This window comes from Nonlabens agnitus (assembly GCF_002994045.1).
GTDB classification, from domain to species: domain Bacteria; phylum Bacteroidota; class Bacteroidia; order Flavobacteriales; family Flavobacteriaceae; genus Nonlabens; species Nonlabens agnitus.
The window spans coordinates 634,191-659,540 of the sequence record NZ_MQUC01000003.1; the positions used below are offsets into that span (position 1 = coordinate 634,191).

At 41.0% G+C, this 25,350-nt stretch carries 23 protein-coding genes; 6 read left to right on the forward strand and 17 right to left on the reverse strand.

The annotated features are described in order from the left end of the window. Positions 1 to 46: 46 nt before the first annotated feature. Positions 47 to 739 carry a DUF1223 domain-containing protein gene (locus BST86_RS03140; protein WP_172443305.1) on the forward strand — a complete coding sequence of 231 codons (693 nt, stop codon included), beginning with the start codon at positions 47 to 49 and terminating at the stop codon, positions 737 to 739. Here the strand turns inward: BST86_RS03140 and BST86_RS03145 are convergent. Together BST86_RS03145 and tsaD are read right to left on the reverse strand one after the other, a co-directional pair. Further along, complete coding sequence (locus BST86_RS03145) at positions 729 to 1,433, reverse strand: 16S rRNA (uracil(1498)-N(3))-methyltransferase (protein ID WP_105981984.1); 705 nt, start codon at positions 1,431 to 1,433, stop codon at positions 729 to 731. The two genes, BST86_RS03140 and BST86_RS03145, sit on opposite strands and share 11 nt — an antisense overlap. 2 nt (positions 1,434 to 1,435) lie before the next feature. Continuing rightward, positions 1,436 to 2,467, reverse strand: a complete 1,032-nt coding sequence (gene tsaD / locus BST86_RS03150; protein ID WP_105981985.1) for a tRNA (adenosine(37)-N6)-threonylcarbamoyltransferase complex transferase subunit TsaD — start codon at positions 2,465 to 2,467, stop codon at positions 1,436 to 1,438. Between the two features lie 103 nt (positions 2,468 to 2,570). On the opposite strand from tsaD, the gene BST86_RS03155 reads away from it, so the two are divergent. Then, complete coding sequence (locus tag BST86_RS03155; RefSeq protein ID WP_242446447.1) at positions 2,571 to 6,953, forward strand: translocation/assembly module TamB domain-containing protein; 4,383 nt, start codon at positions 2,571 to 2,573, stop codon at positions 6,951 to 6,953. A gap of 6 nt (positions 6,954 to 6,959) precedes the next feature. Here the strand turns inward: BST86_RS03155 and BST86_RS03160 are convergent, their stop codons facing one another. The 3 genes from BST86_RS03160 to recF are packed head-to-tail and all read right to left on the reverse strand — an operon-like array spanning position 6,960 to position 8,741. Then, positions 6,960 to 7,259 (reverse strand): DciA family protein, encoded by a 300-nt coding sequence (locus BST86_RS03160; protein ID WP_105981987.1) that lies wholly within the window; start codon positions 7,257 to 7,259, stop codon positions 6,960 to 6,962. Then, complete coding sequence (locus BST86_RS03165) at positions 7,246 to 7,662, reverse strand: lipocalin-like domain-containing protein (protein WP_105981988.1); 417 nt, start codon at positions 7,660 to 7,662, stop codon at positions 7,246 to 7,248. The genes BST86_RS03160 and BST86_RS03165 overlap by 14 nt, the downstream gene beginning before the upstream one ends. After that, on the reverse strand, positions 7,659 to 8,741 hold the full coding sequence (gene recF, locus BST86_RS03170; RefSeq protein WP_105981989.1) for a DNA replication/repair protein RecF: 1,083 nt from the start codon (positions 8,739 to 8,741) through the stop codon (positions 7,659 to 7,661). Before recF ends, BST86_RS03165 begins: the two co-directional genes overlap by 4 nt. A 185-nt stretch (positions 8,742 to 8,926) precedes the next feature. On the opposite strand from recF, the gene BST86_RS03175 reads away from it, so the two are divergent. Further along, positions 8,927 to 9,706 (forward strand): tetratricopeptide repeat protein, encoded by a 780-nt coding sequence (locus tag BST86_RS03175; RefSeq protein WP_105981990.1) that lies wholly within the window; start codon positions 8,927 to 8,929, stop codon positions 9,704 to 9,706. Between the two features lie 3 nt (positions 9,707 to 9,709). Then, positions 9,710 to 10,228: a 6,7-dimethyl-8-ribityllumazine synthase gene (gene ribH, locus BST86_RS03180; protein ID WP_105981991.1), complete on the forward strand. Its 519-nt coding sequence runs from the start codon at positions 9,710 to 9,712 to the stop codon at positions 10,226 to 10,228. Positions 10,229 to 10,252: 24 nt separating this feature from the next. Here ribH and BST86_RS03185 read toward each other — a convergent pair whose 3' ends face one another. From BST86_RS03185 to BST86_RS03210, 6 genes are all read right to left on the reverse strand, one after another. Beyond that, positions 10,253 to 10,453: a hypothetical protein gene (locus tag BST86_RS03185; RefSeq protein WP_105981992.1), complete on the reverse strand. Its 201-nt coding sequence runs from the start codon at positions 10,451 to 10,453 to the stop codon at positions 10,253 to 10,255. Beyond that, complete coding sequence (locus tag BST86_RS03190) at positions 10,453 to 10,659, reverse strand: hypothetical protein (protein ID WP_105981993.1); 207 nt, start codon at positions 10,657 to 10,659, stop codon at positions 10,453 to 10,455. Before BST86_RS03190 ends, BST86_RS03185 begins: the two co-directional genes overlap by 1 nt. An 85-nt stretch (positions 10,660 to 10,744) precedes the next feature. After that, complete coding sequence (locus BST86_RS03195; protein WP_105981994.1) at positions 10,745 to 11,464, reverse strand: hypothetical protein; 720 nt, start codon at positions 11,462 to 11,464, stop codon at positions 10,745 to 10,747. A gap of 121 nt (positions 11,465 to 11,585) precedes the next feature. Then, positions 11,586 to 14,009, reverse strand: coding sequence for a phenylalanine--tRNA ligase subunit beta (pheT, locus tag BST86_RS03200; protein ID WP_105981995.1), 2,424 nt, complete (start codon positions 14,007 to 14,009; stop codon positions 11,586 to 11,588). A gap of 113 nt (positions 14,010 to 14,122) precedes the next feature. Beyond that, entirely contained in the window at positions 14,123 to 14,926 is an 804-nt protein-coding gene (locus BST86_RS03205) for a lysophospholipid acyltransferase family protein (protein WP_055412429.1), read from the reverse strand. Between the two features lie 86 nt (positions 14,927 to 15,012). Continuing rightward, positions 15,013 to 15,612 carry an NUDIX hydrolase gene (locus BST86_RS03210; protein WP_105981996.1) on the reverse strand — a complete coding sequence of 200 codons (600 nt, stop codon included), beginning with the start codon at positions 15,610 to 15,612 and terminating at the stop codon, positions 15,013 to 15,015. A 38-nt stretch (positions 15,613 to 15,650) separates the two neighbouring features. Here BST86_RS03210 and BST86_RS03215 point away from each other — a divergent pair, with 38 nt between their 5' ends. Next, positions 15,651 to 16,373, forward strand: a complete 723-nt coding sequence (locus tag BST86_RS03215; RefSeq protein ID WP_105981997.1) for a peptidylprolyl isomerase — start codon at positions 15,651 to 15,653, stop codon at positions 16,371 to 16,373. A gap of 57 nt (positions 16,374 to 16,430) precedes the next feature. On the opposite strand, the gene BST86_RS03220 is transcribed toward BST86_RS03215, so the two are convergent. Then, positions 16,431 to 17,489, reverse strand: a complete 1,059-nt coding sequence (locus BST86_RS03220; RefSeq protein ID WP_105981998.1) for a 3-oxoacyl-ACP synthase III family protein — start codon at positions 17,487 to 17,489, stop codon at positions 16,431 to 16,433. A 121-nt stretch (positions 17,490 to 17,610) separates the two neighbouring features. Then, positions 17,611 to 20,448 carry an aminomethyl-transferring glycine dehydrogenase gene (gene gcvP / locus BST86_RS03225; RefSeq protein ID WP_105981999.1) on the reverse strand — a complete coding sequence of 946 codons (2,838 nt, stop codon included), beginning with the start codon at positions 20,446 to 20,448 and terminating at the stop codon, positions 17,611 to 17,613. Positions 20,449 to 20,587: 139 nt separating this feature from the next. Between gcvP and BST86_RS03230 the strand changes: the two genes are divergently transcribed. Then, complete coding sequence (locus BST86_RS03230) at positions 20,588 to 21,415, forward strand: UbiA prenyltransferase family protein (protein WP_105982000.1); 828 nt, start codon at positions 20,588 to 20,590, stop codon at positions 21,413 to 21,415. A gap of 245 nt (positions 21,416 to 21,660) precedes the next feature. On the opposite strand, the gene BST86_RS03240 is transcribed toward BST86_RS03230, so the two are convergent. From BST86_RS03240 to purE, 4 genes are all read right to left on the reverse strand, one after another. After that, positions 21,661 to 22,227 (reverse strand): sigma-70 family RNA polymerase sigma factor, encoded by a 567-nt coding sequence (locus BST86_RS03240; RefSeq protein WP_055412435.1) that lies wholly within the window; start codon positions 22,225 to 22,227, stop codon positions 21,661 to 21,663. A gap of 178 nt (positions 22,228 to 22,405) precedes the next feature. Then, positions 22,406 to 24,463 (reverse strand): M3 family metallopeptidase, encoded by a 2,058-nt coding sequence (locus BST86_RS03245; RefSeq protein WP_105982002.1) that lies wholly within the window; start codon positions 24,461 to 24,463, stop codon positions 22,406 to 22,408. Between the two features lie 74 nt (positions 24,464 to 24,537). Next, a complete protein-coding gene (locus BST86_RS03250) occupies positions 24,538 to 24,777 on the reverse strand; it encodes a hypothetical protein (RefSeq protein WP_146126700.1) in 240 nt (79 codons plus the stop codon). Beyond that, on the reverse strand, positions 24,770 to 25,264 hold the full coding sequence (gene purE, locus BST86_RS03255; protein ID WP_105982004.1) for a 5-(carboxyamino)imidazole ribonucleotide mutase: 495 nt from the start codon (positions 25,262 to 25,264) through the stop codon (positions 24,770 to 24,772). The genes BST86_RS03250 and purE overlap by 8 nt, the downstream gene beginning before the upstream one ends. Positions 25,265 to 25,350 lie beyond the last annotated feature (86 nt).

A 25,350-nucleotide genomic window follows, 5' to 3' on the forward strand; every position in this document is an offset into this window, starting at 1 on the left:
TATAAGAATCACTTTTCCAATACTTAGTTTATTTATAGCCTTCTCTATGTTGGCATTTCAACATAACAAGAGAGAAGAACAAAGTAATGAAAAACAAATCCAAAACGGCGTGAACGTCGTGGAATTGTTTACTTCTCAAGGTTGCAGTAGCTGTCCACCAGCGGATGCATTACTGTCTGAAGTTAAGGATGACGAGAACGTGATTGCTCTTTCTTATCATGTGGATTATTGGAACTACCTGGGATGGAAAGATCCGTATTCTAAAAAGGAGTATTCCGCATACCAGCGTGATTATGCCACAGAGCTTAATTCTGGAGTTTATACGCCACAAATGGTGGTTAATGGTAATAAGGAGTTTGTGGGTTCAAGAGAAAAAACACTCAAAAACTCGCTGATCAATAAATCAAACGTCACTGCACTACCAGCGCCGGTTGTCACTAAAAAGAATACCTCGGTTGATTTTTCCTATGCATTGAATGAAGTCAAGGATTTTGATAGAGCTTATGCTTTATTGCTTATTGATGACGAGACTACCGCTGTCGCGAAAGGTGAAAATGCCAGAAAGCAATTGAGAAATACAAATGTCGTGATCCAGCGCATGGCTATTGATAAAAACACACCTAACGGAACACAATCATTCCAATTACAAACCAATTCTAAAACAGATTACAAAGTCGCAATCATCGTGCAAGACAAAGATCTTGAAATTCTAGCAGCTGGCATTTCTGTTACTGGATAAGCGCATTGAACAAACTCGCGACATGAATGCCTGCCGTTTCTGTTCTTAGTCTGGTATGTCCTAGATGTACTGGGGAAAATTGATGTTCCAAGGCTTTTTCTATTTCATCTGGAGTGAAATCACCTTCTGGACCTATTAGAATCAGTGTATCCATTTTTTTATCCAATAACTCTGTGATGTGTCTTTTATTAGTTTCCTCACAGTGAGCAATGAGTTTGAGGTCTTCACTGGCAGTTTCCAGAAACTCGTGCAAAGGCGTCAATGGATTTAGCTTTGGTTTATGCAACCGTAATGATTGTTGCATGGCGCTAATAATGATTTTTTCAAATCGTTCTTCCTTAATGTTTCTACGCTCACTATTGCTGCACAATAGTGGTGTGATGGTCGTGATGCCTAATTCGGTTGACTTTTCAAGAAACCATTCCATACGGTCATTCATCTTTGTAGGAGCGATAGCGATATGAAGTTGAGGTTTTTTGGTCGCTTCAAACCTTAAATGATTTAACTGGAGCTGACACTTATTGCTGGTAAGTTGAACAATGGTAGCATCAAATAAATCACCTTCACCGTTAGTGACATGAATGGCGTCTCCTACTTTTTTACGCAACACCTTAGTGATGTGTCGGGTATCTTCTTTTTCAAGAGATAGAATCTCATCTGTGGCGGCAGGCTGTGAAAAGTAGAATAATTGCATGGTTACATCGGAATTCTTGCTTGGGTAATGATGTCCAGCGATGAAAAATCATCTTGTAGATATTTGTAGTATCCAGAAATACCTATCATGGCTGCATTGTCTGTGGTATATTCAAATGGTGGTATAAATACTTTCCATCCTTTTTCTTGTTTGGAAAGCAGGCGCTCACGCACACCAGAGTTGGCACTCACGCCACCACCTATGGCAACAGACTTGATTCCTGTTTGTTTGACCGCTTTATTCAATTTTTGAAACAGAATCTCAATGATAGTGTATTGTATGCTCGCACAAATATCTTCCAGATTGTTTTGGATAAAATCTGGATCTTTCTGTGTTTGTTTTTGGACAAAATAGAGCACACTGGTCTTAAAGCCGCTGAAGCTATAGTCCAGGTCAGGAGCTTTAGGTATAGGGAATTTAAAGGCGTCGTGATTACCCTTTCGCGCAAGCGAATCTATTATAGGTCCAGCTGGATAACCCAGCCCAAGAATTTTTCCCGATTTATCAAATGCCTCACCTACGGCATCATCCATCGTACTGCCTATGACTTCCATATCGTGATAGTCGTTCACCTTCACGATTTGGGTATGACCACCACTAATAGTTAATCCCAAAAATGGAAATTCTGGCATTTCCTGACCATGGTCAATAAAATGGGCCAGAATATGCGCCTGCATGTGATGAACTTCAATCAATGGAATGTCGAGTGCTAGAGAGAGACTCTTTGCAAAACTACCACCCACAAGCAGACTTCCCATTAGTCCAGGACCTCTGGTAAAAGCTATGGCTGACAGTTGCTTTTTGTCGATATTTGCTTGTGCTAGAGCAGCATGGACGACGGGTATAATGTTAGATTGGTGTGCGCGAGAAGCCAACTCTGGTACCACACCACCATATTGTTCATGTATTTTTTGACCTGCAATAACGTTGGATAAAACCTGATTGTTTTTAAGCACAGCGCATGAGGTATCATCACAAGATGATTCTATCGCTAGAATGAAACAATTATCGTGTTTAGAGGATGGTATGGGCATAGAAATTGGTAATCTTTGCAAAAGTAATTGATCTATTATTAAAAAGCTTTTTAAAATACTGGGAAGAACGCTGCTGGTACTGATAGCGCTATTTGTCATCTTGGTGATTGCTTTTTCTTTTCCATCTGTACAGACCGCTACCGCTCATTACTTGACGGATTATCTCAATGATACCTATGATGTGGACATTGCCATTGAAAAGGTAGCCATCACGTACGATGGTGATGTCAATTTAGGAAGTTCACGCGCGCTAGACCATCATCAAGATACCATCATATCATTTCAAAGCCTAAGTAGTTCCATACTAAGCTTTTCTGAATTGGTATCCAACGCACCTGTGCTGGGTAACGTAAAGATCGATAAGCTGTATCTCAACATGAAGCGCTATGAAGGTGAAGAAAGCGACAACCTCAATATGTTCCTTAAAAAATTTGCCAGCGATCAAGCAAGTACGCAACCTTTTACATTATCAACAGGCGAGATCCAACTCACTGATGCACGCATCAGAATCACTGACGAAGAGGCAAATCACCCAGAGATATTCTTTGCTGATAATCTCAACTTGAACGCTGACAATTTTAGGATAGACGGCGATGAACTTTTTGCAGATATCACAAAGGGTAATTTTATAATGTATAACGGTGCCGTTAGTGAAAAGAATGGCGGTGAAGGCTTTACCATTAAAGATCTAGTGGCAGATTTCTATTATTCTCCTACGCAAATCAAAGCGCAGGATCTTTATATTGAAACCTTAGGTTCATATCTAAAGGGCGATTTGCAATTTGATTATGAGCCTGGTGACTTTTCAGATTTTGTAGATAAGGTACGTTGGGACTTCAAAATTCAAGAAGCCAGTCTAGCAACTAATGAGTTGGATATTTTTTACGATGAGTTCGTCAGTAATGAAAGCATTGATGTAGAGGGAAATATTCTGGGAACGCTCAATGACTTCACGGTTACAGATCTCAAAATGACCGCCTTAAACGATTTGAGTATTGACGGTACCATGTCTATGCGCAATCTTGTTAGGGATGTGGATCAATTCTATATTGAAGGTGATTTTAACCAATTACAGGTAAGCAACACCGATTTAAAAAAACTGCTTCCCAATATCTTAGGGACCCAACTACCTGCGGAACTTAATCAATTAGGTACCGTGAATGCCAATGGATATGCTAGTGTGGACCAAAACACTGTCGTTTCAAAATTGTCAGGAAGTACCCGTCTAGGCAATTTTGGCACAGACCTGAGACTGACTGAAATTCGGTCAGAACGCATAGGCTACAACGGTAATATAAAAACCAATGGATTCAATCTAGGTAGTATTACAAAAACAAAAGACCTAGGTAAAATAAGCCTTGACTTAAATGTAGATGGTCGTGGCTTTGATCCAGATAATGCAAGGTTAAGTTTAAATGGGAATATAGGTAGACTAAGCTTTAAAGGTTACAATTACCGCAACATCAAGGTCAATGGTGATTTGCGCAAACCGGTATTTAATGGAACCGTCAAAATCAATGATCCCAATCTGCAATTGGAATTTGACGGTCTTGTAGATATTACTGAAGAAATTAATTCCTACGATTTTAAAGCCTCAATTGCCTACGCAGATTTGCGAGCCACCAACATTTTCACTCGTGATAGTATGGCGATATTGAAAGGTGATGTGGTAATTGACATGAACGGTACTGATATCAATGACGTCGCTGGAACCATTAATTTTACTGATGCCAGCTATCAGAACGACAACGACACCTACTTTTTTGAGGATTTTATTATTGAGAGTACCTTCATAGAACAAGAACGCTTGATTACCATAAACAGCACAGACATTATTGAAGGCGAGGTAAGAGGACAGTTCAAGATAGAGGAGATTCCAGAGCTCTTTAAAAATGCGATTGGTAACGTTTACATCAATTACAAATCTGATAAAATCACCCAGGATCAATATCTTGATTATGAATTTAAGATCTATGATAAAATTGTAGATCTATTTTTTCCTGATATCGCTCTAGGCGAAAACACAATCATCAAAGGCCAAGTTGCAAGTAACGAGGCCCAATTTAGGCTCACCTTTAGAACACCTAGGATCAAAGCTTTCGATGTAGATCTGAAACAAGTTAATGTCCAGGTGAATAACCAAAACCCGTTATTTAACACCTATATAAAAATTGATGACATCGATAATGGTTTTTATAACGTTAAAGACTTTCAATTGATCAATGTCACACGTCAGGATACCTTACTCTTTAGAACTGAATTTACGAGTGAAGAGCAGTCAGACGATAAATACAATCTAAGTTTTTACCACACTATAAACGACGAGAATAAATCGGTCGTAGGTATACGCCGTAGTGACCTTAGATATCAAGGTAAGAAATGGGTAATAAATCCCAGCGCAGAAGATGTGAAACTGGTTTTTGATAATAACTTCCAAACCTTCAAACTCGATACACTTAGAGCACAACACCTTAACGAGAGAATCACTGTCGCAGGTATGATTGACGGCAAGGATTCTAAGGACGTCAACCTCAAATTTGATGGCGTGCGCATTGCCAGTCTAACTAAACCCATTGACAGTCTCAAGATGCGAGGTCGTATTGACGGTGAGCTCAAACTCGAACAGATTGATGGTAACTACGCTCCATCAAGCAATTTTACCATCAGTAACTTTGAGGTAAATAATACTCCGCTAGGCGATTTTGATATGCTGGTTAAGGGTAATGAAGATCTAAGTGTTTACAATGTAAACGCTCAACTTAAGGATGATGTTCAGCGCACATTCACGGTGGACGGTTCCATCAATACTGGTGGTGATTATTCTACACTTGATCTTAGTGCCGATTTCAATGAATTTAATTTAGTGGCTTTAAGTCCGCTAGGTGGTATCGTTATAGATAATATAAGAGGTCTGGCCACAGGAAAGGCCAGGGCACAAGGCAGATTGACCGAGCCCGAAATATCTGGACAAATAGTACTCAACAATGCAGGATTGCAGGTGCCATACCTCAATACAGATTTTGATTTTGAGGATAAGGCCACGGTTGATATTACCAGCACTAGTTTCGATTTTGGAGAAATCCAATTAACCGACACTAAATACAACACCTCTGGACTTTTAAAAGGACAGATCAACCATAAGAATTTTGGTTTTTGGGAATTGGATTTAGCGCTAGAATCCGACCGTCTTTTAGTACTCGATACAGAGCTCACTGAAGAATCTCTTTATTACGGTACAGCTTTCATAGACGGTAGTGCTACCATCACTGGACCTACAGATGAATTGTTTATTGATGTAGTTGCCACCACAGGTGAAGGAACAATTTTTAAAATACCTATCGACGATGGTGAATCGTTAGGCGATACCTCTGCGATCTATTTTTTAAGTCCTGAAGAGAAGGAAGCTAGATTATCTGGCGAGGAAACTGAAATTAAAGAAGTATCGGGATTGGAGTTACGATTTGACCTAGAAGTAACGCCTACTGCGACAGTTGAAATCACGGTAGATCCCACAAACGGTAGTTATTTGCGAGGTAGCGGTTATGGCAATCTTTTATTGGAAATCAATACTAATGGTAAATTCGTCATGAACGGTGACTTTATCGCTACTGAAGGTATTTATAACTTCAAATACGCAGGATTGGTAAATAAGGAGTTTGTCATAGAACCTGGAGGTACAGTCGACTGGAATGGTGACCCAACAAATGCCAATATTGATGTAAGTGCTTCATACCTCACAAGAGCAAACCCATCGGTCTTGTTGGACAACCCAAATCTTAATGCACAAATACCAGTCAAGGTTGTCACCAGCCTTGAAGGAGACCTAAGCTTCTTTGATCCAGAATTTGAGATTGTTTTTCCTAATGTGAGTTCTGTGGTAAAATCAGAGTTGCAATATCGACTGGAAGATAAAGCGGAAAGACAACGACAAGCCTTGTCGCTAATCGCAACAGGATCCTTTTACAACCCTAATAGTATAGCACAAAATGCTGCTACCGGTAACTTAATAGAAAGTCTATCTGGAATCGTGAATGACATCGTGAGCAGTGGCGATAGTCGTTTGGATTTTGGTGTGACCTATGAGGCAACAGAGCGTAATCCTAACTCTGATATCCAGCGATCAGACCGTTTTGGAATTACATTAACCACTCAAATAAGCGATCGGGTTTTCATCAACGGTAAATTGGGGGTTCCTGTAGGTAGCACCACGGCTACAGAACGTGCGGTGATTGGTAATGTAGAAATTGAATTTTTATTAAATCAAACCGGTACGCTTACCTTAAAAATATTTAACCGCGAAAATGCCTTGCAGCAAATAGGACAGCAGGAAGGCTATGACCAAGGATTAGGTCTAGAGTATAGTATAGATTTTGACAGCTTGAATGAGTTGTATGAAAAGGTGTTCTCTAAAACCATTTCTAAAAAACCTGCCTTAAGAAAATCACAGTCTCTGGAAGAATTCAATACTGGGATCAATCCAGAGTAATAAGGACTATCTAAGTACTAAGGTTTTGATGACCTCTTTCCCTAAATGTTCATTGAGGTTTGCTATAATCTTGCTGCGACCATAGGAAAGTTCTTGTCGCAATACAGAGGATGATAGGTCTATGAATAATTTTTCTCCAGATAGCTTGATGCCCGTCGTGTAGGTCATAACTCCAGGGCCCATAACTTCCTTCCATGCGGCATCCACGTCCACTTTTAAAAAACCTTTGGATAGTTTGTTTTGCGACTTGAAGTCTTTCAAGACGTCGCTTATACTCACAAATTCCTCTTTTTTATTGTTCCGCATCGGGTTGGTAGGCTTTATAGTAATATACGGTTCCATCTTCATGAACCAGTTCCATTTCGTCTTTGTTAGCTTTTCTTAGTATTTGTGAATAAGCTTGCTCACCGCTGGCAAAGTTGAGGACTACTTGATTTTCATCGTCCACCCATTCAAACTTTACGGCATCGCCATAAGAAATAAAGGTGCCGTCATATGTAGGGCTTACACGACTCTTGGTGCCGCTATTGCCATTCACTTCAAAAAAATCCATGTGATTGGTAAACGGGAATTCCTTCTGGCTGCCATCTGGCTTTTCCACTAGATCAATATTCCAGTAGCCGTTAAGGTTTTTGATTTTTTCACTGTTGCTATCATTAGCGCAACTTACCAGCAAAACTGTAAAAACTGCAATGATTAGATTCTTCATAACTCAAACATTTTATAGGACTGATTCACATTCTTGATAACAGCTTCCGTACGCTCACTGTTCGTGTCACTTATGAATAGTTGGCCAAATTGTTCATCATTGACCATTTCGATCAATTGCGATACGCGACTCTCATCCAGCTTATCAAAAATATCATCCAGTAATAATATGGGAACGGTCCCGCTTTCACTTTTTATGAACTCAAATTGAGCCAATTTCAAAGCGGTCAAAAAGCTCTTTTGTTGTCCTTGACTACCATATTTTTTTACGGGATAACCATCTAAAGAAAACAACAGATCGTCCTTGTGAATGCCTACAGTGCTGTATTGAATCTGCAAATCCTTTTGCTGGGCATCTTTGAAAACCGTAGCAGGGTCGGCATCAAGAAAATCAGACTTGTAATAAATGTCCACCTTTTCATCTGCCTTTCTGGAAATCTTTGCATAAAAATCCTTGAAAATAGGAGTGAAGCGTTCTAAAAATTCCACCCTACACTTATGAATATACGCGCCCAGCGCTACCATTTGTTCATCATAAACGGCAAGCGCATCGCTATCAAACTTACGGTTTGCCGCAAAGTACTTGAGCAAGGCATTGCGCTGTGATAACAACTTGTTGTAGTTGATAAGTCGCTCCAGATATTTTTGATTGTCCAGTGAGAGAACGCCATCTAGAAATTTACGTCTGGTCTCACTGCCTTCTATGATAAGGTCGCGATCTGCTGGTGATATGATGACCAGTGGCAGCAAGCCTATATGGTCACTAATCTTTTCATAGACCTTACCATTACGCTTTGCAATTCGCTTATTACCACGTTTGGCGCTTATCACGACATTCTCTTCTCGATCATCCTTTTCAAATTTCCCATTAATAACAAAAAAATCAGTTTCATGTTTGATGTTTTGAATCGTAATGGGATTGAAATAACTTTTGGCAAAGGCAAGATGGTAGATTGCGTCCAGCACGTTGGTTTTTCCTACGCCATTATTGCCCACAAAGCAGTTGATTTTTTCATCCATCTCAAAATCAGCGCTGTCAAAACTTTTGTAGTTGACCAGACTTAAGGATTTGAGATGCATATGATTTGTGTTGTAATTATTTGAAAAACAAAAGGTTGTGATGAGTTCGCTTTCGCGAAAGCGAAATAAAGATTCCAACCTCGACGCGACGTCAAATTTAAGGATTGCCTTCTAGAAGAATAAGTAACAACGCGTTTTTTAATACCGATAAAAATTATATTTTTGCGCGTTCAATAAATTTGATAATGGCCACATACAATAAAAGAGGTTACAAGCCTAAAACGCAGAAGGAGAAAGAAGTAATTGAAGAGCAAGAGTCGACAACGGCTGAGATTTTTGAAACACTTGATGAAGGCGCAGGCAAAACCGAAGAATGGGTTGCCAAGAATCAAAACGTTATTCTTTATACTGTTATCGCCATCGCGGTAATCGCTGCGGCCATATGGGCGTACACGGCTTTCATTCTAGGACCAAAAGCTGAAGAGGCTCTGGAAGAATCCACACAAGCATTCAGTTTTTATGAGCAAGCAGTTAACGCAACAGGCGAGGAGCAAGATTCTCTTTACAACCTAGCCTTAGAAGGTGGTGAAGGTAAATATGGACTTATCAAACTTGCCGAAAACTACAGCGGTACAGATGCTGGAAATATTGCCAACTATCAAGCAGGTATGGCTTACCTTAATTTAGGTGGTACCAACTATCAAAATGCGATTGATTACCTAACTGCATATGACGGCGATGGATCGATCATGGAAGCCTACGCAAAAGCTGGTATAGGTGATGCGCTTATGCAAGTTGATCAAGCTGAAGATGCCATCAAATATTACAATGAGGCAGCAGATATTGTTCCTAATGAATTTACCACGCCTAAATATCTTTTAAAAGGTGCTCAAGCAGCGCTTTTAACTGGAGATAACAGCACGGCTATCAAGAATCTTGAGCGTATTGAAGAAGAGTATGAAACTACTCCAGAAGCACAAACTGCCAAAATTCTTTTAGGTCAGGCTCAAGCAGCTTCTAACTAGATCATGGCTACTGCCGGTAAGGATTTATCCCATTACGATAAGAGTAAATTACCAGACGCATCAAAAATGCGTATAGGTATCGTTGTGTCTGAATGGAACGACGACATTACAGAGAATCTATACAAAGGCGCTCTGGATACACTACTGGATTGTGGTATGCATAAAGATGCCATCTATAGGTACGATGTTCCAGGATCTTTTGAATTGATTTACGGTTGCCGCAAGATGCAGGAATCCACTTTTAGCGTTCCTGGTAAAAGACAAAAGCGCGTTCTAGATGCCGTAATTGCGATAGGTAGCGTGATACGTGGTGAAACGGCTCATTTTGATTTTGTTTGTCAAGGTGTTACCAGTGGTATCAAAGACTTGAATTTGAACAAGACAAGAATTCCAGTGATATTCTGTGTGTTAACAGATGATACTCACGCTCAATCTGTAGCTCGTAGCGGTGGTATTCATGGGAATAAAGGTTCTGAAGCAGCGATAGCAGCAATCAAGATGGCTGCTTTGAAGGCAAACTAAAAATTAGATTTCTCCAACTTTTCTTTATCCATTATTGCTTTTTTGGCGCATGGCATTCCAACGCCACAGTTGATAGATTCCTAATACGATCAAAAGAATGGATAGGACTACTTGATAGGTTGCCATACTCTCATCACCGTTGAAATAATCATAGGTTTTCCAAGAGCCTATCCCTACAAAAGCGATCGCCAATAATAGGTTGTAATTTGATTTTGAATCGGCCATTAATCTTCAGGATTTTCTGACTTTTGAGTGAGCACGCTGTATGCAACAAATAATCCATATAAGATCACTGCTGCAGTGATCACTAGTTGCCAGGTGGCCAGAGTCGCTCTTCCTGAAAAGTGAATGAACAATCTGTAGCTTCCAAAACCAATCATGATCAATGCGAAAATACCGCCCATTAATGGGTTGCGCCTGCGTGCTGCCATAGTTTATTATTAGATGGACAAGATAAAAAAAACGTCTCTGTAAAGAGACGTTTCCAACATTAATCTACTATTATAAAGAAAGCAATTATGCGTTAAAGTATTTGCTGTTCCAGATGGCTGTATTGAAATTCTTACCTGCGGCAAATGAATAATACAGTACCATACTAGCAATGGACTTGAATGTAAAAAAGAAGATGAGCACAAATTGTACGCCACTGGTGTCCTTGGAGAAGACTCCATTTGGAACTGCATAAGCGGCTAACAAACTAACCAGTAAGGTGCAAATAATCAAGTTCTCCAAAGATTTGAAAGGCCATGCCCATGCTCTTCTAAAAGCATTTAAATCATTTCCCCATTTGTGAATCAAATAAAAGTAACCGTTACCTATAGGGGCAAACAATAAAGGATCGTCTGCATTCTCTAGTTTAAACATCTTAGACGGTGCCACGATTTTGAAACCTCTTAAGGTTGTATCGTGCTCTTTTTCTAATCTTTTGATTTTGTTGAGCGCTTCCTGTGGTATCTCGTTTTTAAAATATCGAGTATCAAGAAACCGCAATCTGTAATTTACACATATGTCACGGATCTGATCTACATGATAAATTTTATCACTGTCTAATAAATCAAAATCAAATGAATTGCGAGGTGTTGGCTTTTGCGGGCTCTTCATCCTAGCAATGATGGCATCTTCCACAAGATCATCTTGTTTCAGAATTTCCCTCACTTGATCTAGGATATCTGATTCCTTGATCGTTTTATTACGTGATTGCTGTAATTTTTGCTCAATGTTAGTCCTGCGCAGCATATAGAAGTTTATTAAGTATGAAAGTTAGAAATTAAGCTTGTAAAATCCTAGCTTCATTCTTTAGGTCGTAGAGGACCTTTAAAACTATCAACCGCGTCAGGATTATTTTAAACGCACGGTATCAGCGAACTGTGGCACCCGATTGTTTTTCCAGCTGACTTTGAACTTTGTCCATTACTTTGTCAATTTGCTTATCTGTCAAGGTCTTCTCAAGGTCCTGCAATTTGAAGCTCAATGCATAGGACTTTTTGCCTTCTGGTAATTCTTTGCCTTCATACACATCAAATAGGTCTACGGACTTCAGCAATTTACGCTCTGCTTGAAATGCGACTGTTTGTAGTTCTTTGAAGGTAGTTTTATCGTCGACAAGCAAAGCTAGGTCTCGATTGACTACAGGTGATTTTGCAATTTCCTGAATGGATTTATGATCTTTACTTACCAATTTCAACACCTCACTCCAGTACACATTAGCATAAAATACAGGCTCGTCGATACCAAACGTTCTAGCGATCTTCTTTTTAACTAATCCTATATCTACCAGCTTACTTCCAGAACTTAAGGCTAGACCTTCACTTAAAAAGTCCATCTTAGTATCCTTCTCGTTAATAGTGTCAATCCCCAATCTCTTTAAAATGGAAATGACAGCACCCTTAAGAAAGAAGAAATCTGCTTTTACATTGCTGGAGTTCCAGGAGTTGGGCTGTACATTACCTACAGTTAGCATTGATAAATGTTTTTGCTCTGTATAGCTGCGTCCCTTGAACTGATGATAGCTGTTACCAAATTCAAAGAACTTAAGGTTGTTTTGTTTTCTATTGAGATTATATGCAATAGATTCCAACCCGCCATAAAGCAAACTCTGGCGCATTACCGACAAGTCATTACTTAACGGATTCAGTATTTTAACCTCATTCTTCACCGAAATCTGTTCCGTAAGTTCGTGATATTTAGCAGCCGTTAAGCTGTTCGCCATCATCTCGATAAAGCCTTGCCCTATCAGTTGTTGGGCTACAATATTCTCAATCTTAAAACTGTCTAGTCTCGAACTCGGCGCTATGGAAGCATTGAGTTTGGAAGACGTTTCAATACGATCATATCCATAAACACGTAAGATTTCCTCAATGACATCTACAGGACGGCTTACATCATTCCGGTATACTGGAATGCTTAGCCCTAGGCCTGTTTCCGTTACATTTTTTACATTGATGTCAAGAGTTCTCAGAATCTCTTTGATTTCTGCTCGGTCAATTTCCTGTCCTATAAGCGAGTCGATTTTTGCAAAGGGCAAGAAGACTTCATAGTCCTCGATCTTATTGGGATATAGGTCTGTAATATCGCTGGTAATTTCGCCACCAGCAATTTCTTTAATTAAGATCGCTGCACGTTTCAGTGCATCTTCAGTAATGTTGGGGTCGATGCCTCTCTCAAATCTAAAGGACGCATCTGTATTGAATCCATGACGTTTTGCTGTTTTGCGGATGCTTACAGGATTGAAATAAGCACTTTCCAAAAATATACTAGTGGTCCCATCAGTGACTCCGCTGTTTTGACCACCGTAAACTCCAGCGATACATAAAGGCTTTTCGGTATCACAAATCATGAGATCTTCCTCGTGCAACTCGTGGACGATACCATCCAGCGTGGTGAACGGTGTGCCAGCAGGTAAGGTTTGAACGATGATTTTGTTGCCTTCAATTTTAGTCGCATCAAAGGCATGAAGCGGCTGTCCCAATTCGTGCATCACATAATTGGTGATATCTACCACATTGTTCTTTGGTGCAATGCCTATGGCTTTCAATCGATTTTGTAGCCAGTTGGGTGATGCTTCTATTTTCAACCCATTGATGGACACTCCACAATATCTAGGAGCCAATTCATTATTGACCACTTCAATATCAAATCTATTGGCGCGAGAATCTACGTGAAAACTGCTTAATGATGGTGTAATGAAAGCTGGTGCATCTTCATGCACTGCAAGACCTGCTCTCAAATCTCTGGCGACGCCCATATGGGACATCGCATCTGCGCGATTAGGTGTGAGACCTATTTCAATGACATGGTCGCTTTCAATTTCAAAAACATCTGCAAGTGGTGTTCCCACTTCTAGATCATCATCCAGTACCATGATTCCTGCGTGAGATGTTCCTAGACCCAACTCATCCTCGGCACAGATCATTCCATGACTTTCCTCGCCGCGTATCTTTCCTTTTTTGATTTTCCAGGCTTCACCTTTGGCATCATAAAGAGTCGTTCCCACAGTTGCCACGGGAACTTTTTGACCAGCAGCAACGTTTGACGCGCCACAAACGATCTGTACCACCTCGTTACCTATGTCAACTTTGGTAAGATTAAGTTTGTCGGCATTGGAATGTTTTACACATTCCAGAACGTGACCTACAACAATACCTTTCAGGCCGCCCTTGACACTTTCAAATGGCGTTACACCTTCCACTTCAAGACCTAGTGAGGTGAGCAGTGCCGTGTGTTTTTCAAGATCATCTGCTACATTGATGAACTGTTTGAGCCAGTTGTAGGAAATTTTCATATAGGGTCGATTAAGAGGGCAAAGATAGTGGTATGAACGCTTTCGCGAAAGCGGAAATCCTACAAACCACCTGCTATGATGTTAGTGTAGTATAGGATTCAAGAAGAGTGAAATTAATATTCCCAGCGTCTCATCTTATTGAGATCTTCCATGTCTTTGAGGGCTTCTTCTGGGATCACTTTTAGGAAAGAAGGATGTTGCTCAATGGCAAACTCCAATTGCTCGACAATCTTTTCTACGCTGTCATTTTCATAATCAATCTCTAGCGGCGCCTTGATCTCCATGGATTGTAGAATGTTACGTTTCTTGATGCGCAGGCCTTTTTTGTCAAAACTGCGACGGAAACCATCGATGACAATAGGCACGACAATAGGTTTGTATTGCTTGATAATGTGAGCCGTTCCCTTGCGTATAGGTTTGAAGGGTTTTGTAGTTCCCTGCGGGAATGTGATGACCCAACCATCATCCAGTGCCACGCCTATGTTTTTGGTATCGTCTGGATTGACTGCTCTCGATACTTCCTCACCTTTGGCACGCCAGGTGCGCTCTACGGTAATGGCACCGGCATATGCCAGGATCTTGGGCAACAAACCGCTTTGCATGGTTTCTTTTGCGGCGACGTAGTATACGTTGAGTTTAGGTTTCCACAGGTAGCCTACATTTTTGATACTGTCATTACGACCAGATAGGGACGCGTTGAAAACATGAAACATGCTCACAACATCTGCAAAATAGGTCTGGTGATTAGATACAAATAATACGCCTTGTGGTGGTAAATCCTTAATGATCTCGCTACCATCAATCTGCAATTCATTAAAGCCACGATAGCGTCTATGGGATAAAACGCCTAAAATGCGAATCAACCAAAGCTTCAAAAAAAGTATATGACCAAAAGGATTTTTTTTAAATAATCCCATGAAGTATTTCAAATTTGAACGAAAGAGCAAGATACAAAATCACACCATTATCAGTTGTTAAATTCAGCTGGCGGGAATTTAGAATCTTAGTGATCCATCGCTAGCGTGAACAAGCTTTTGAACTCGTTGAGCATCATGGCGGTAGCGCCCCAAACGATATGATCCTTCAATAAAAAACAAGGCACATCGACATTTTCCATATAGCTGGTCGACAGGTTATGAGTAGAAACATTTGCTGGGTCCAGCAATTCTTGCAATGGTACTTCTATGATAGATTTCACCTCGCTGGGTTGCGGTGTGAAGGATAAGTTCGCTTTCGCGAAAGCGAGAAAAGGACGAACCAAGTAGTTACTGGGCGGTATGTAAACTGGAGTACCTGCTGTAATGACTTCCTGATGGCTCATCAATATACCTACTTCTTCTTCAGTTTCTCTTAGAGCTGTGACGGCATGGGAATCGTCTTCTTCTTCTGACCGGCCACCAGGGAACGCGATCTGTCCACTGTGTTTTCCTTTCGAGATCATACGCTCGATAAGCACGAAGTAGGGAACATCATATTTAGGGTACACCAGCATCATGGTCGCTGCCTCTTTGGGAGTTTTTGAAGCCATTTGGGCATTTTGTAATTCTTCCAGTCGCTCCACGGCAGCCATTTCCATCTGTGCCGTGGCACCTGGCAATGGCATTTTGGTTAATTTTGGAACTAGATCTAAAAAATCACTGAATGAATTCAAAATGGTGTTTGCTTTTACTGATAGGCATTTTCTTCTCTTGTAAAGATACTACGGACAAATCAAAACAAGACACACCTGAACCGCAGCCCGAACTTTCCAAAGAAGAAAAGGAAGAAATCACTCTTGCAGAATTTTATGCGCCGCCCATCACCGCAGACGGTGACACACTACTCAGTTTTATACCTCAAGACAGTGTCATTCCCTTTTTTACCAGATATGGTAAAAAGAATCCAGAGACTAGAGTGCGCATGAAAACGAAATTTGGCACGATCGAGATGGAGCTTTTTGAGGAAACGCCTATCTATAGAGCAAGCTTTGTGTACCTCATCAAAAACGGTTACTATGATGGTACGGTAGCGCATAGAGTGGTGCCGCGATTCATCGTTCAAGCGGGTGATAGCGATGATCCTTTTACAGCAACCATGCGCAGCAGTGCCGGTAATTATAAGTTAGCGCCACACTTTCTACCTAACGTGAAGCACGCATATGGAACGGTAAGTAGTGCTAAGGAATGGGAAGACAACCCAGAAATGTGGCACAATCCATTTGACTTTTTTATCTCTTTAAGAGCAACAGATCACCTAGATGGCGAGCATACCATTTTTGGCCGAGTGACTTCTGGAATGGAAGTGGCAGAGAAAATTTCACAAGTAGAAACCGATGAAGGCGACTGGCCCATCGTCGATGTGTATCTTGATATGAGTGTGTATTAAATGAAACAGTGTTCCACTAATCGGTTTGAACGCTTTTACAAATGGAAAAGATTCTTTTTAGTATCTATAAACTATGGCGTTGATGTTCATCCCAGCACCTACACTGGCAAACATTACGACGTCACCTTTTCCAACTTTGTGATCTTTCATTTTACCTTTTACTACCAGATCCATAACGGTAGGAACGGTAGCTACACTACTATTACCCAGTTTATGAATGATCATAGGCATAATATGCTTAGGCATATCCATGTCATATAACTTATAGAATCGAGTCACGATGGCTTCATCCATTTTTTCATTAGCTTGATGGATAAAGATCTTTTTCAAGTCTTTAATATCCACGCCAGACTGATCCAGTGCTGCTTTCATTCCTTCAGGAACCTTTGAAAGTGCAAAATTGTATATGCGACGCCCGTACATTTTAATGTATTGAGTCTTATTGTCCAGATTGACGTTATAAGATTTCTGGTTGAAGATGAAATAAGCTTCATCCTCTGTATAGGTCGCTGTGGCTTGTCCAATGATTCCGTGATCGTCATTACTTGGCTCTACCAAAACCGCTCCAGCACCATCAGAATAGATCATGCTGTCTCTGTCATGAGGATCGACGACTCTTGATAAAGCTTCTGCACCTATGACCAAAACTTTTTTGGCCAGTCCAGATTTAATGAACGAATCGGCTTGAGTCAAACCTAAGATCCATCCAGGACAACCAAACAAGACATCATAAGCGACGCATTTAGGATTCTTGATACCTAACTTTTGCTTCACTCTAGTACCTAAACTTGGTACCATGTCACTACTGCCGCCATCTGGTTTTACATCACCATAGTTATGAGCTACAATGATAAAATCTATGGTTTCTGGATCTGCTTTTGCATCTGCGACCGCATTGCGAGCTGCGCTGGTAGCAATGTCACTGGTGAACATTTCATTACTGATGTAACGTCTTTCTTCTATACCAGTTATAGCAACAAACTTTTCAATAATGGTGGCATTATCACTTCCAAAAGAGGTACCATCATTGTTCAGGAACTCGTGGTTCATGAACTCCTCATTCTTTCTCACCACATCAGGAATATAACTTCCTACACCAGTAATTTTAGCTCTCATAAAGATGATATAATCTGTAAAAAAAGTGATAAATAATTGATAATCCTATTTCTAGACCAATTTTTCTATGCGTGCATAATAAAAAACACCAGCGACTGATGAGTCGCTGGTGATGGTTTCACTATAAATATTCTTCCATAGGGGCACAAGTACACATCAAATTACGATCGCCATAGGCGTCATCTGCACGACGAACTGACGGCCAGAATTTGTTGAGCGCTACCCATTCCAATGGATATGCAGCCTGCTCTCTAGTGTACGGGAAATCCCAATCATTTGAAGTAAGCATCATCATGGTATGAGGTGCATTCTTAAGAAGGTTGTTGGGCTCATCCTTATCACATTCTGCTATCTCTTTTCTTATCGAGATCATAGCATCACAAAAACGATCGATTTCTGCTTTGCTTTCTGATTCTGTAGGCTCGATCATCATGGTTCCTGCAACTGGGAAAGAAACTGTAGGAGCGTGGAATCCATAATCCATTAATCGTTTTGCGATATCCACAACTTCAATTCCGTTGTCTTTAAATGGACGACAGTCAATAATCATCTCGTGTGCGGCGCGTCCTTGTTCTCCAGAATACAAACATTCAAAACTTCCTTTAAGACGTTCTTTGATGTAGTTGGCATTCACGATGGCATATTCTGTAGATCTTTTCAATCCATCGGCACCTAGCATGCAGATGTATCCGTAAGAAATCAAACAAGCCAAAGCACTACCAAATGGTGCCGCACTAATAGGAGTAATCGCTTGATCGCCACCAGTTGGAATAATTGGATTGGTAGGCAGGAATGGAACCAATCGCTCAGCCACACAAATAGGTCCAACGCCAGGTCCACCACCACCATGTGGAATGGCAAATGTTTTATGTAGGTTCAAGTGACATACATCTGCACCAATGTTTCCAGGATTAGTCAACCCAACCTGTGCGTTCATGTTTGCACCATCCATATATACCAGTCCACCGTTATCATGGATCAACCCAGTAATTTCTTTGATGGCACTTTCATAAACACCATGCGTCGATGGATAAGTTACCATCAAGGCACTAAGACTGTCTTTGTATTGTTCTGCTTTTTCGCGCAAATCATCCACATCGATATTACCGTTTTCCAAAGCTTTGGTGACGACAACCTTCATACCAGCCATAACGGCACTCGCAGGATTGGTTCCATGTGCGCTGGATGGTATCAAACAAATATTTCTGTGCGTATCACCACGTGAAATGTGGTAGGCACGTATAGCCATAAGTCCTGCAAACTCACCTTGTGCACCAGAATTGGGTTGTAGTGAAGTACCTGCAAAACCGGTGGCTTCATTCAATTGTAGCTCAAGTTTTTTAAGCATTTCCTGATATCCAGCTGCTTGATCGATAGGTACAAACGGGTGAATATTTCCCCATTGTGGATCTGACAATGGCAACATTTCTGCTGCAGCGTTAAGCTTCATGGTACAAGATCCCAATGCGATCATCGAGTGGTTCAAGGCAAGATCCTTACGTTCCAATCTCTTTATGTATCGCATCAATTCCGTTTCACTGTGATAGGAATTGAACACCTCGTAGGTAAGGAAGTCGGTTTGGCGACCAGTTCCTAGGTTGGTTTCGTCCAACAATTCTGTGATCGGTTCTGCTGTTTTGTTTACCGCTTTCGCGAAAGCAGAAACTATATCATTCAGATCTGCAAGTGATGTGGTCTCATTGATGGAAACCTGCACGGTGTCTGCATCTGGATAATAGAAGTTGATTTCTTTTTCTAACGCAGCTTCTCGTACTGGAGCCGATGAAGTCTTGAAAGAAAGCGTGTCAAAATAATTCTCGTTAGTCTGGTAGATGCCTAGTTTTTCAACTGCATCTGCTAGAGTTGCGGCATGTCTGTGGACTTTTCCAGCGATGTATTTCAATCCTCTTGGGCCATGATATACAGCGTACATTCCAGCCATTACGGCTAGTAGTACTTGAGCGGTACAAATATTTGAGGTCGCCTTATCGCGTTTGATGTGCTGTTCTCTGGTTTGCAATGCCATGCGCAACGCACGTTTGCCATCCATATCCTTTGTCACACCAATGATACGTCCTGGAATCTGTCTCTTGAATTCTTCTCTGGTAGCAAAAAACGCCGCGTGTGGACCGCCGTATCCCAAAGGAATACCAAAACGTTGTGTGGTTCCCACAACTACATCTGCGCCCCAATTTCCCGGAGCTTCCAGCAGTACCAACGATAGAATATCTGCGGCTACAGCTATGCGAATGCCTTTATCAGAGCACTCTTTCGCGAAAGCGGTATAATCCACAACATTACCACTAGCACCTGGATACTGAAGTAGTATTGCGTAATAAGAATCGTTAAGATCCATTTCCTTAGGATTGCCTTCCACCAACTCGATCCCAAGCGGAATAGCACGAGTTTTTAGCAATTCCTTAGTTTGTGGCATCACATCGTTATCCACAAAGAACTTGACGTGATTGTTTTTCTTTTGATCGCGATCACGAACTGAGAATAACAGAGTCATTGCCTCGGCAGCCGCTGTAGATTCATCCAGTAGTGAGGCATTTGCAAGCTCCATCCCAGTAAGATCGGTCACCATGGTCTGGTAATTCAATAGCGCTTCCAGACGACCTTGAGCAATTTCTGCTTGATAAGGCGTGTAAGCCGTATACCAGCCTGGATTTTCTAGAATATTTCTTTGAATTACCGCTGGAGTTATACCTGCATTGTAACCTAGACCTATGTAGGATCTATATTGTTTGTTTTTATTCCCCAAAGTGTTGATATGGGACAAAAATTCATACTCACTCATCGCGTCATCCAGCTGCAATTCCTTCTGGAGCCTGATGCCTGCTGGTATGGTTTCATGGATTAACTGATCAATGTCTTCTACACCTATTTTTTCCAGCATTTCTGGAAGGTCTGAGCGGCGTGGTCCAATGTGTCTGAGTGCAAAGCGGTCTGTATTCATAGTACTTATGTGGTCTATTTTAAGAGAATACAAAAGTAGTCGATTAAGCCATGGAAACTAACAGCTTGACGTGGTCTGAATCAATGATTTTTCAACGGTTTATGGCAAGTTGTTAACGATCCCAACTACCTTTGATTAAATGATGGTAGCGAAACATTTTTTGGACTTTTATGTCAAGAGCAGCTTGCATGTAAGTTTGTGCTATATAGCCTTTTATGCGGTAGTATCTGCGCACGCTGGATTTACGCCAGGATGGATAGAACTCACCGCTATAGGTACAGCAACTTTAGTAGGTTACAATGTTGCCAAATACATCCATTTGCTTAACGAGAAGTTTCCATACCACTATCCAATAAAATTATTGACCTTTTTATGCTCTTTGGTAGCGAGTATCACAGTAATTGAGTTGGGAATGCGCGCTTTTGCTCTTTTTGCCTTTTGTACGATACTCACCAGTCTCTATTCCTTACCTGAATTACTGGGAAAAAGCTTCCGAGAGATACCGATCTTAAAATTGATCACCATCGGTGCTTCATGGTCTATTCTAGCGGTTCTTTTGCCTTATGCCATTCAAACCGATTCTATAGAAGAATTATTAAACGTGATCAACAACGAGGGAATTTATGGACGACTCATCCAGTATTCGCTTTTTGTGATTGCCCTGTGCATACCTTTTGAGATAAGAGATCTTAAATATGACCCACCTAAACTGCGCACATTGCCGCAGGTAGTAGGAACCCAAAATTCTGAAATTATTGGACTGGTGCTAATTGCCATATGCGCCCTGCTAGAATATTTGATGGCATCAGGATTCAATGTCCATGGCATCATAACTTATATCATTCTAGCCATAACAGCATTAGCGATTATGGGCTCTGATAAGATAAAATCTGATTATTACGCCAGCTTTTTTGTAGAAGCAATACCAGCGTTGTGGCTGGTGCTGATTTTATTATCCAGCGATTAGTTACTGATATGTTCCTTTAAGCGCTCCTTGATGGATTTTTTTTGTTCGTCAGATAATTTGACCCATTTTAAGCTTTTCATTTTACTGGAAAACTTATCGTTGATTTTATGAAACTTACGACATCCAGGGCAATGACTTTTATGCAAATTAAGACGGAATCTTTCCTTAGGATTAAGATCCTTATATTGGTCACGAGTACTAAGCACGTGCGCGTCTTCACATTTTATAAATATCCTGCTACTCATTTAGTTATCATCATTAAACCACTTGTCCTTGAGACAATCCATTAATTGTACTCTTGCGCGGTGCAATATTACCCATAAATTTGACGGCGTGATATCATGTTCCTTACAGATCGTTTCTGTTTCAAGATTATCGATAGATTTCTGGACAAATATGGTGGCATAACGTTCTGGTAGTGAATCGATGCACGCATTCAGCGCCTCGCCCAGTTCGCGTTGTTCAATTTCATCTTCTACAGTAGGATTGCGCATATCACCTACACGTTCTTCCAGCCAGTCGCCTTCTTGATCGCTAGTGGCGAGATAGCTCACTCGTACTTCAGCTTTTCCTTTTTTACTGTTTTGCTTTCTATATTGATCAATAATCTTGCGTTTAAGAATGGAAACCAACCAGGTACGTTCTGTACTGTTACCTTGGAATCGGTGTGCGCTTTTTAAACCAGCCAGAAAAGTTTCAGACACCAGATCTTCGGCAAGAGCAGCATCGTTTACTCTGGTAATGGTATAATTGAATAAGTAGTCCGCGTAGCGATCTACCCATTTATCTGGAACTAATTTTACTTCTGGCATCTTTATCTATTCAGAATTCAAAATAATGAATTCAGATTTATTTCAATTCGTCAAACCTACCTTTTGGAGGGAAACGCTTGGTATATTCCCAAAGTTAAGCCTCAAAAGCTCTCTAGGCACTATATGAACTCTTAACAAAATCAAAAACCAGCCGTTAACACGAACTTATTTTTAACCGTTACGCTACCAATCCTGCTCTTTTAAGCAAAGCGTCTATTTTAGGTTCGCTTCCGCGAAAGCGGGTATACAACAACATTGGGTTCTCTGTTCCACCTTTTGATAAAACGTTGTCCTTAAAGCTAGAGGCAATTTCTCTGTTGAAAACACCTTTCTCCTTGAACAGTTCAAAAGCATCTGCATCAAGTACTTCTGCCCATTTATAGGAGTAATATCCAGCGCTGTAACCACCTTGAAAAATATGGGCAAAAGCGGTACTCATACAGCTACTTTCCACATCTGGATATAAATCTGTTTGGTCAAAAGTTTCCATTTCATGAAGTTTTACGTCATCAATCTCACGTGGATCGATACCATGCCAACTCATGTCCAGCATTCCAAAGGATAGCTGTCGCAGCGTTTGCAACCCTTGATGGAAACTAGCCGCGTTCTTAATCTTTTCAATGTACTCTGCTGGAATTACTTCGTCCGTTTCATAATGACGGGCAAAAAGTTCCAGCGCTTCTTTCTCATAACACCAGTTCTCAAGAATCTGACTGGGCAGTTCCACAAAATCCCAAAATACTGATGTGCCTGATAGGCTACGGTAAGTAGTATTTGCAAGCATGCCGTGTAGCGCATGTCCAAATTCATGAAAAAGTGTGGTCACCTCATTAAAGGTTAGTAACGATGGTTTAGTAGCAGTAGGCTTAGTGAAATTACAAACGATGGAAATGTGTGGACGGCTGTTCACACCATTTTCAATGTATTGATCTTTGAATGAGGTCATCCATGCGCCATTTCTTTTTCCCTTACGCGGGAAAAAATCGGCATAGAAGATAGAATTCAATGAGCCGTCTTCATTTTTGACCTCATAGGTCATCACATCTTTGTGATAGGTGTCTATGTTATCAGTTTTGTGAAATGTCAATCCATACAGACGATTTGCCACTTCAAAGGCGCCGTCGATGACATTTTCCAATTTAAAATACGGTTTGAGAAGCTCATCATCAAGATTGAAGTGCGATTTCTTCAGTTTTTCAGAGAAATAGGCAGCATCCCATTTTTGCAACTCTTTAATGGGTTCCAAATGGTTATCACGCAGGTATTCAACCGCAAAATCAGTAAGTTCATCAAATTCCTTTCTTGCTGCGGGCTTGGCTTTTTTGAGTAATTCCTCTGAGAATTTGCGCACCTTTTTGGGCGTCATCGCCATGCGTTCTTCCAATACAAAGTGCGCATGCGTTTTATAGCCTAGCAAATTGGCTCTTTCAAATCGCAAGTTGGCGATTTCCAACACGTTCTCCTGATTGCTATGCTTACCTTGATAAGCCCTAGCTCCAAAAGCTTTGGACATCGTTTCGCGCAGTTCACGGTTATCTGCATAAGTCATGAAAGGAATATAACTGGGATAATCCAGTGTGAATACATAACCTTCCTTGTCACGGCTTTTTGCTTCTTCTGCAGCGGCTTCTAGTGCTGTTTCTGGTATACCTGCAAGGTCGTCCTTATTGGTGAGGTGTAGTTCAAATTCCTGCGTTGCTGCGAGTACATTCTCTCCAAAACCTAGAGAAAGTTGCGCCAGTTTTGCATCGATTTCACGCAGCCGCTCTTTTTTGTTTTCCGCAAGATTGGCGCCGTTACGAGCAAATCGTTTGTATTGTTTTTCCAGCAAAGTCAATTGTTCTGGGTCCAGCGCTAGTTCATCGCGTTGATCATAAACGGCTTTTACCCTGGCAAACAATTCTTTATTTAAAGTCACGTCGTTACCAAATTTTGAAAGCTGCGGGCTCACCTCACGGGCAATTCGCTGTATTTCGTCATTGGTCTCTGCGCTGTTGAGGTTAAAAAATATAGAACTGATGCGGCTTAGTTGATCGCCGCTTCGGTCCAGTGCCTCAATGGTATTTGCAAAGGTGGCCGGTTGACTGTTACTGGTGATGGTGTCAATTTCTGACTGTGCTAATGAGATCGCTTTCGCGAAAGCGGACTCAAAATGAGCCTCTTCAATCACGGCAAACGGTGCCGTTTGAAAAGGCGTTTCAAACGTCTGTAATAGGGGATTGTTTTCTTTACTCATGGTCGTAAAAGTACGAGCCAGAGGTCTAAGGTTTTATAGGGATTTGTTAAATACTTTCACATTTTTTGGCAATTTTAAAGGATAAAATGACCATATGCGAAAAATACTACACCTGACACCACATGAATCCAACCTAAATAATTGATATCCTTCGTGGTAAACTGGCGATTGATAATGATGGACATGATGATATGAATGGCACCAACCGTCAAAAAATGCCACTTTACAAAATGATGTAATTGGAACTCATAGATCAACCAGATCACAGTCAAACTTATCATGATAATCGAGCTGTAGAGAAAAGGTTTACTCATGAGAACGCATATGCGCTGCAGCGTCTGTCACCTTTTTCTTCAACGTTTCCTTATAGTCCACGATACGATCGCGGATATCTTCTTGCGTGGCGCCTAAGATTTGGGCAGCTAGAATACCTGCGTTTTTGGCACCGTTAAGTGCCACAGTCGCAACTGGAACGCCACCAGGCATTTGCAAAATGGAAAGAACACTATCCCAACCATCTATGGAATTACTAGACTTAACGGGAACACCTATAACTGGTAATGGAGACAGGCTGGCTACCATTCCAGGCAAGTGTGCTGCACCGCCAGCACCTGCGATGATAACAGCAATACCGCGATTGTGGGCGTTTTTACCAAAATCAAACATTTTTTCTGGCGTACGATGGGCACTAACCACATCTACAACCGTTTCTATCTGTAACTCTTTGAGGACGTCGATGGCGTCCTGCATCACTGGCAGGTCGCTCATTGATCCCATGATGATGGCAACTTTCTTATTCATATGACAAAAATAGCATTTTGCTGGATTACACCACAGCAGATTTGAGCTCGTCCCAAGTTAAGGCAGATTAACATTGTACCAACAGT

Coding starts and splice junctions, on each gene's coding strand:
- pheT (WP_105981995.1), bottom strand. CDS start 14,009: ATGAAAATTTCCTACAACTGGCTCAAACAGTTCATCAATGTAGCAGAT.
- BST86_RS03250 (WP_146126700.1), bottom strand. CDS start 24,777: ATGAGTAAACCTTTTCTCTACAGCTCGATTATCATGATAAGTTTGACT.
- BST86_RS03165 (WP_105981988.1), bottom strand. CDS start 7,662: ATGAAGAATCTAATCATTGCAGTTTTTACAGTTTTGCTGGTAAGTTGC.
- BST86_RS03215 (WP_105981997.1), top strand. CDS start 15,651: ATGAATTCAAAATGGTGTTTGCTTTTACTGATAGGCATTTTCTTCTCT.
- tsaD (WP_105981985.1), bottom strand. CDS start 2,467: ATGCCCATACCATCCTCTAAACACGATAATTGTTTCATTCTAGCGATA.
- gcvP (WP_105981999.1), bottom strand. CDS start 20,448: ATGAATACAGACCGCTTTGCACTCAGACACATTGGACCACGCCGCTCA.
- BST86_RS03195 (WP_105981994.1), bottom strand. CDS start 11,464: ATGCTGCGCAGGACTAACATTGAGCAAAAATTACAGCAATCACGTAAT.
- BST86_RS03240 (WP_055412435.1), bottom strand. CDS start 22,227: ATGCCAGAAGTAAAATTAGTTCCAGATAAATGGGTAGATCGCTACGCG.
- BST86_RS03140 (WP_172443305.1), top strand. CDS start 47: ATGTTGGCATTTCAACATAACAAGAGAGAAGAACAAAGTAATGAAAAA.
- BST86_RS03175 (WP_105981990.1), top strand. CDS start 8,927: ATGGCCACATACAATAAAAGAGGTTACAAGCCTAAAACGCAGAAGGAG.
- BST86_RS03210 (WP_105981996.1), bottom strand. CDS start 15,612: ATGCCATTGCCAGGTGCCACGGCACAGATGGAAATGGCTGCCGTGGAG.
- BST86_RS03145 (WP_105981984.1), bottom strand. CDS start 1,433: ATGCAATTATTCTACTTTTCACAGCCTGCCGCCACAGATGAGATTCTA.
- BST86_RS03245 (WP_105982002.1), bottom strand. CDS start 24,463: ATGAGTAAAGAAAACAATCCCCTATTACAGACGTTTGAAACGCCTTTT.
- BST86_RS03190 (WP_105981993.1), bottom strand. CDS start 10,659: ATGGCAGCACGCAGGCGCAACCCATTAATGGGCGGTATTTTCGCATTG.
- purE (WP_105982004.1), bottom strand. CDS start 25,264: ATGAATAAGAAAGTTGCCATCATCATGGGATCAATGAGCGACCTGCCA.
- BST86_RS03220 (WP_105981998.1), bottom strand. CDS start 17,489: ATGAGAGCTAAAATTACTGGTGTAGGAAGTTATATTCCTGATGTGGTG.
- BST86_RS03160 (WP_105981987.1), bottom strand. CDS start 7,259: ATGCGGAACAATAAAAAAGAGGAATTTGTGAGTATAAGCGACGTCTTG.
- ribH (WP_105981991.1), top strand. CDS start 9,710: ATGGCTACTGCCGGTAAGGATTTATCCCATTACGATAAGAGTAAATTA.
- BST86_RS03205 (WP_055412429.1), bottom strand. CDS start 14,926: ATGGGATTATTTAAAAAAAATCCTTTTGGTCATATACTTTTTTTGAAG.
- BST86_RS03230 (WP_105982000.1), top strand. CDS start 20,588: ATGATGGTAGCGAAACATTTTTTGGACTTTTATGTCAAGAGCAGCTTG.
- BST86_RS03185 (WP_105981992.1), bottom strand. CDS start 10,453: ATGGCCGATTCAAAATCAAATTACAACCTATTATTGGCGATCGCTTTT.
- recF (WP_105981989.1), bottom strand. CDS start 8,741: ATGCATCTCAAATCCTTAAGTCTGGTCAACTACAAAAGTTTTGACAGC.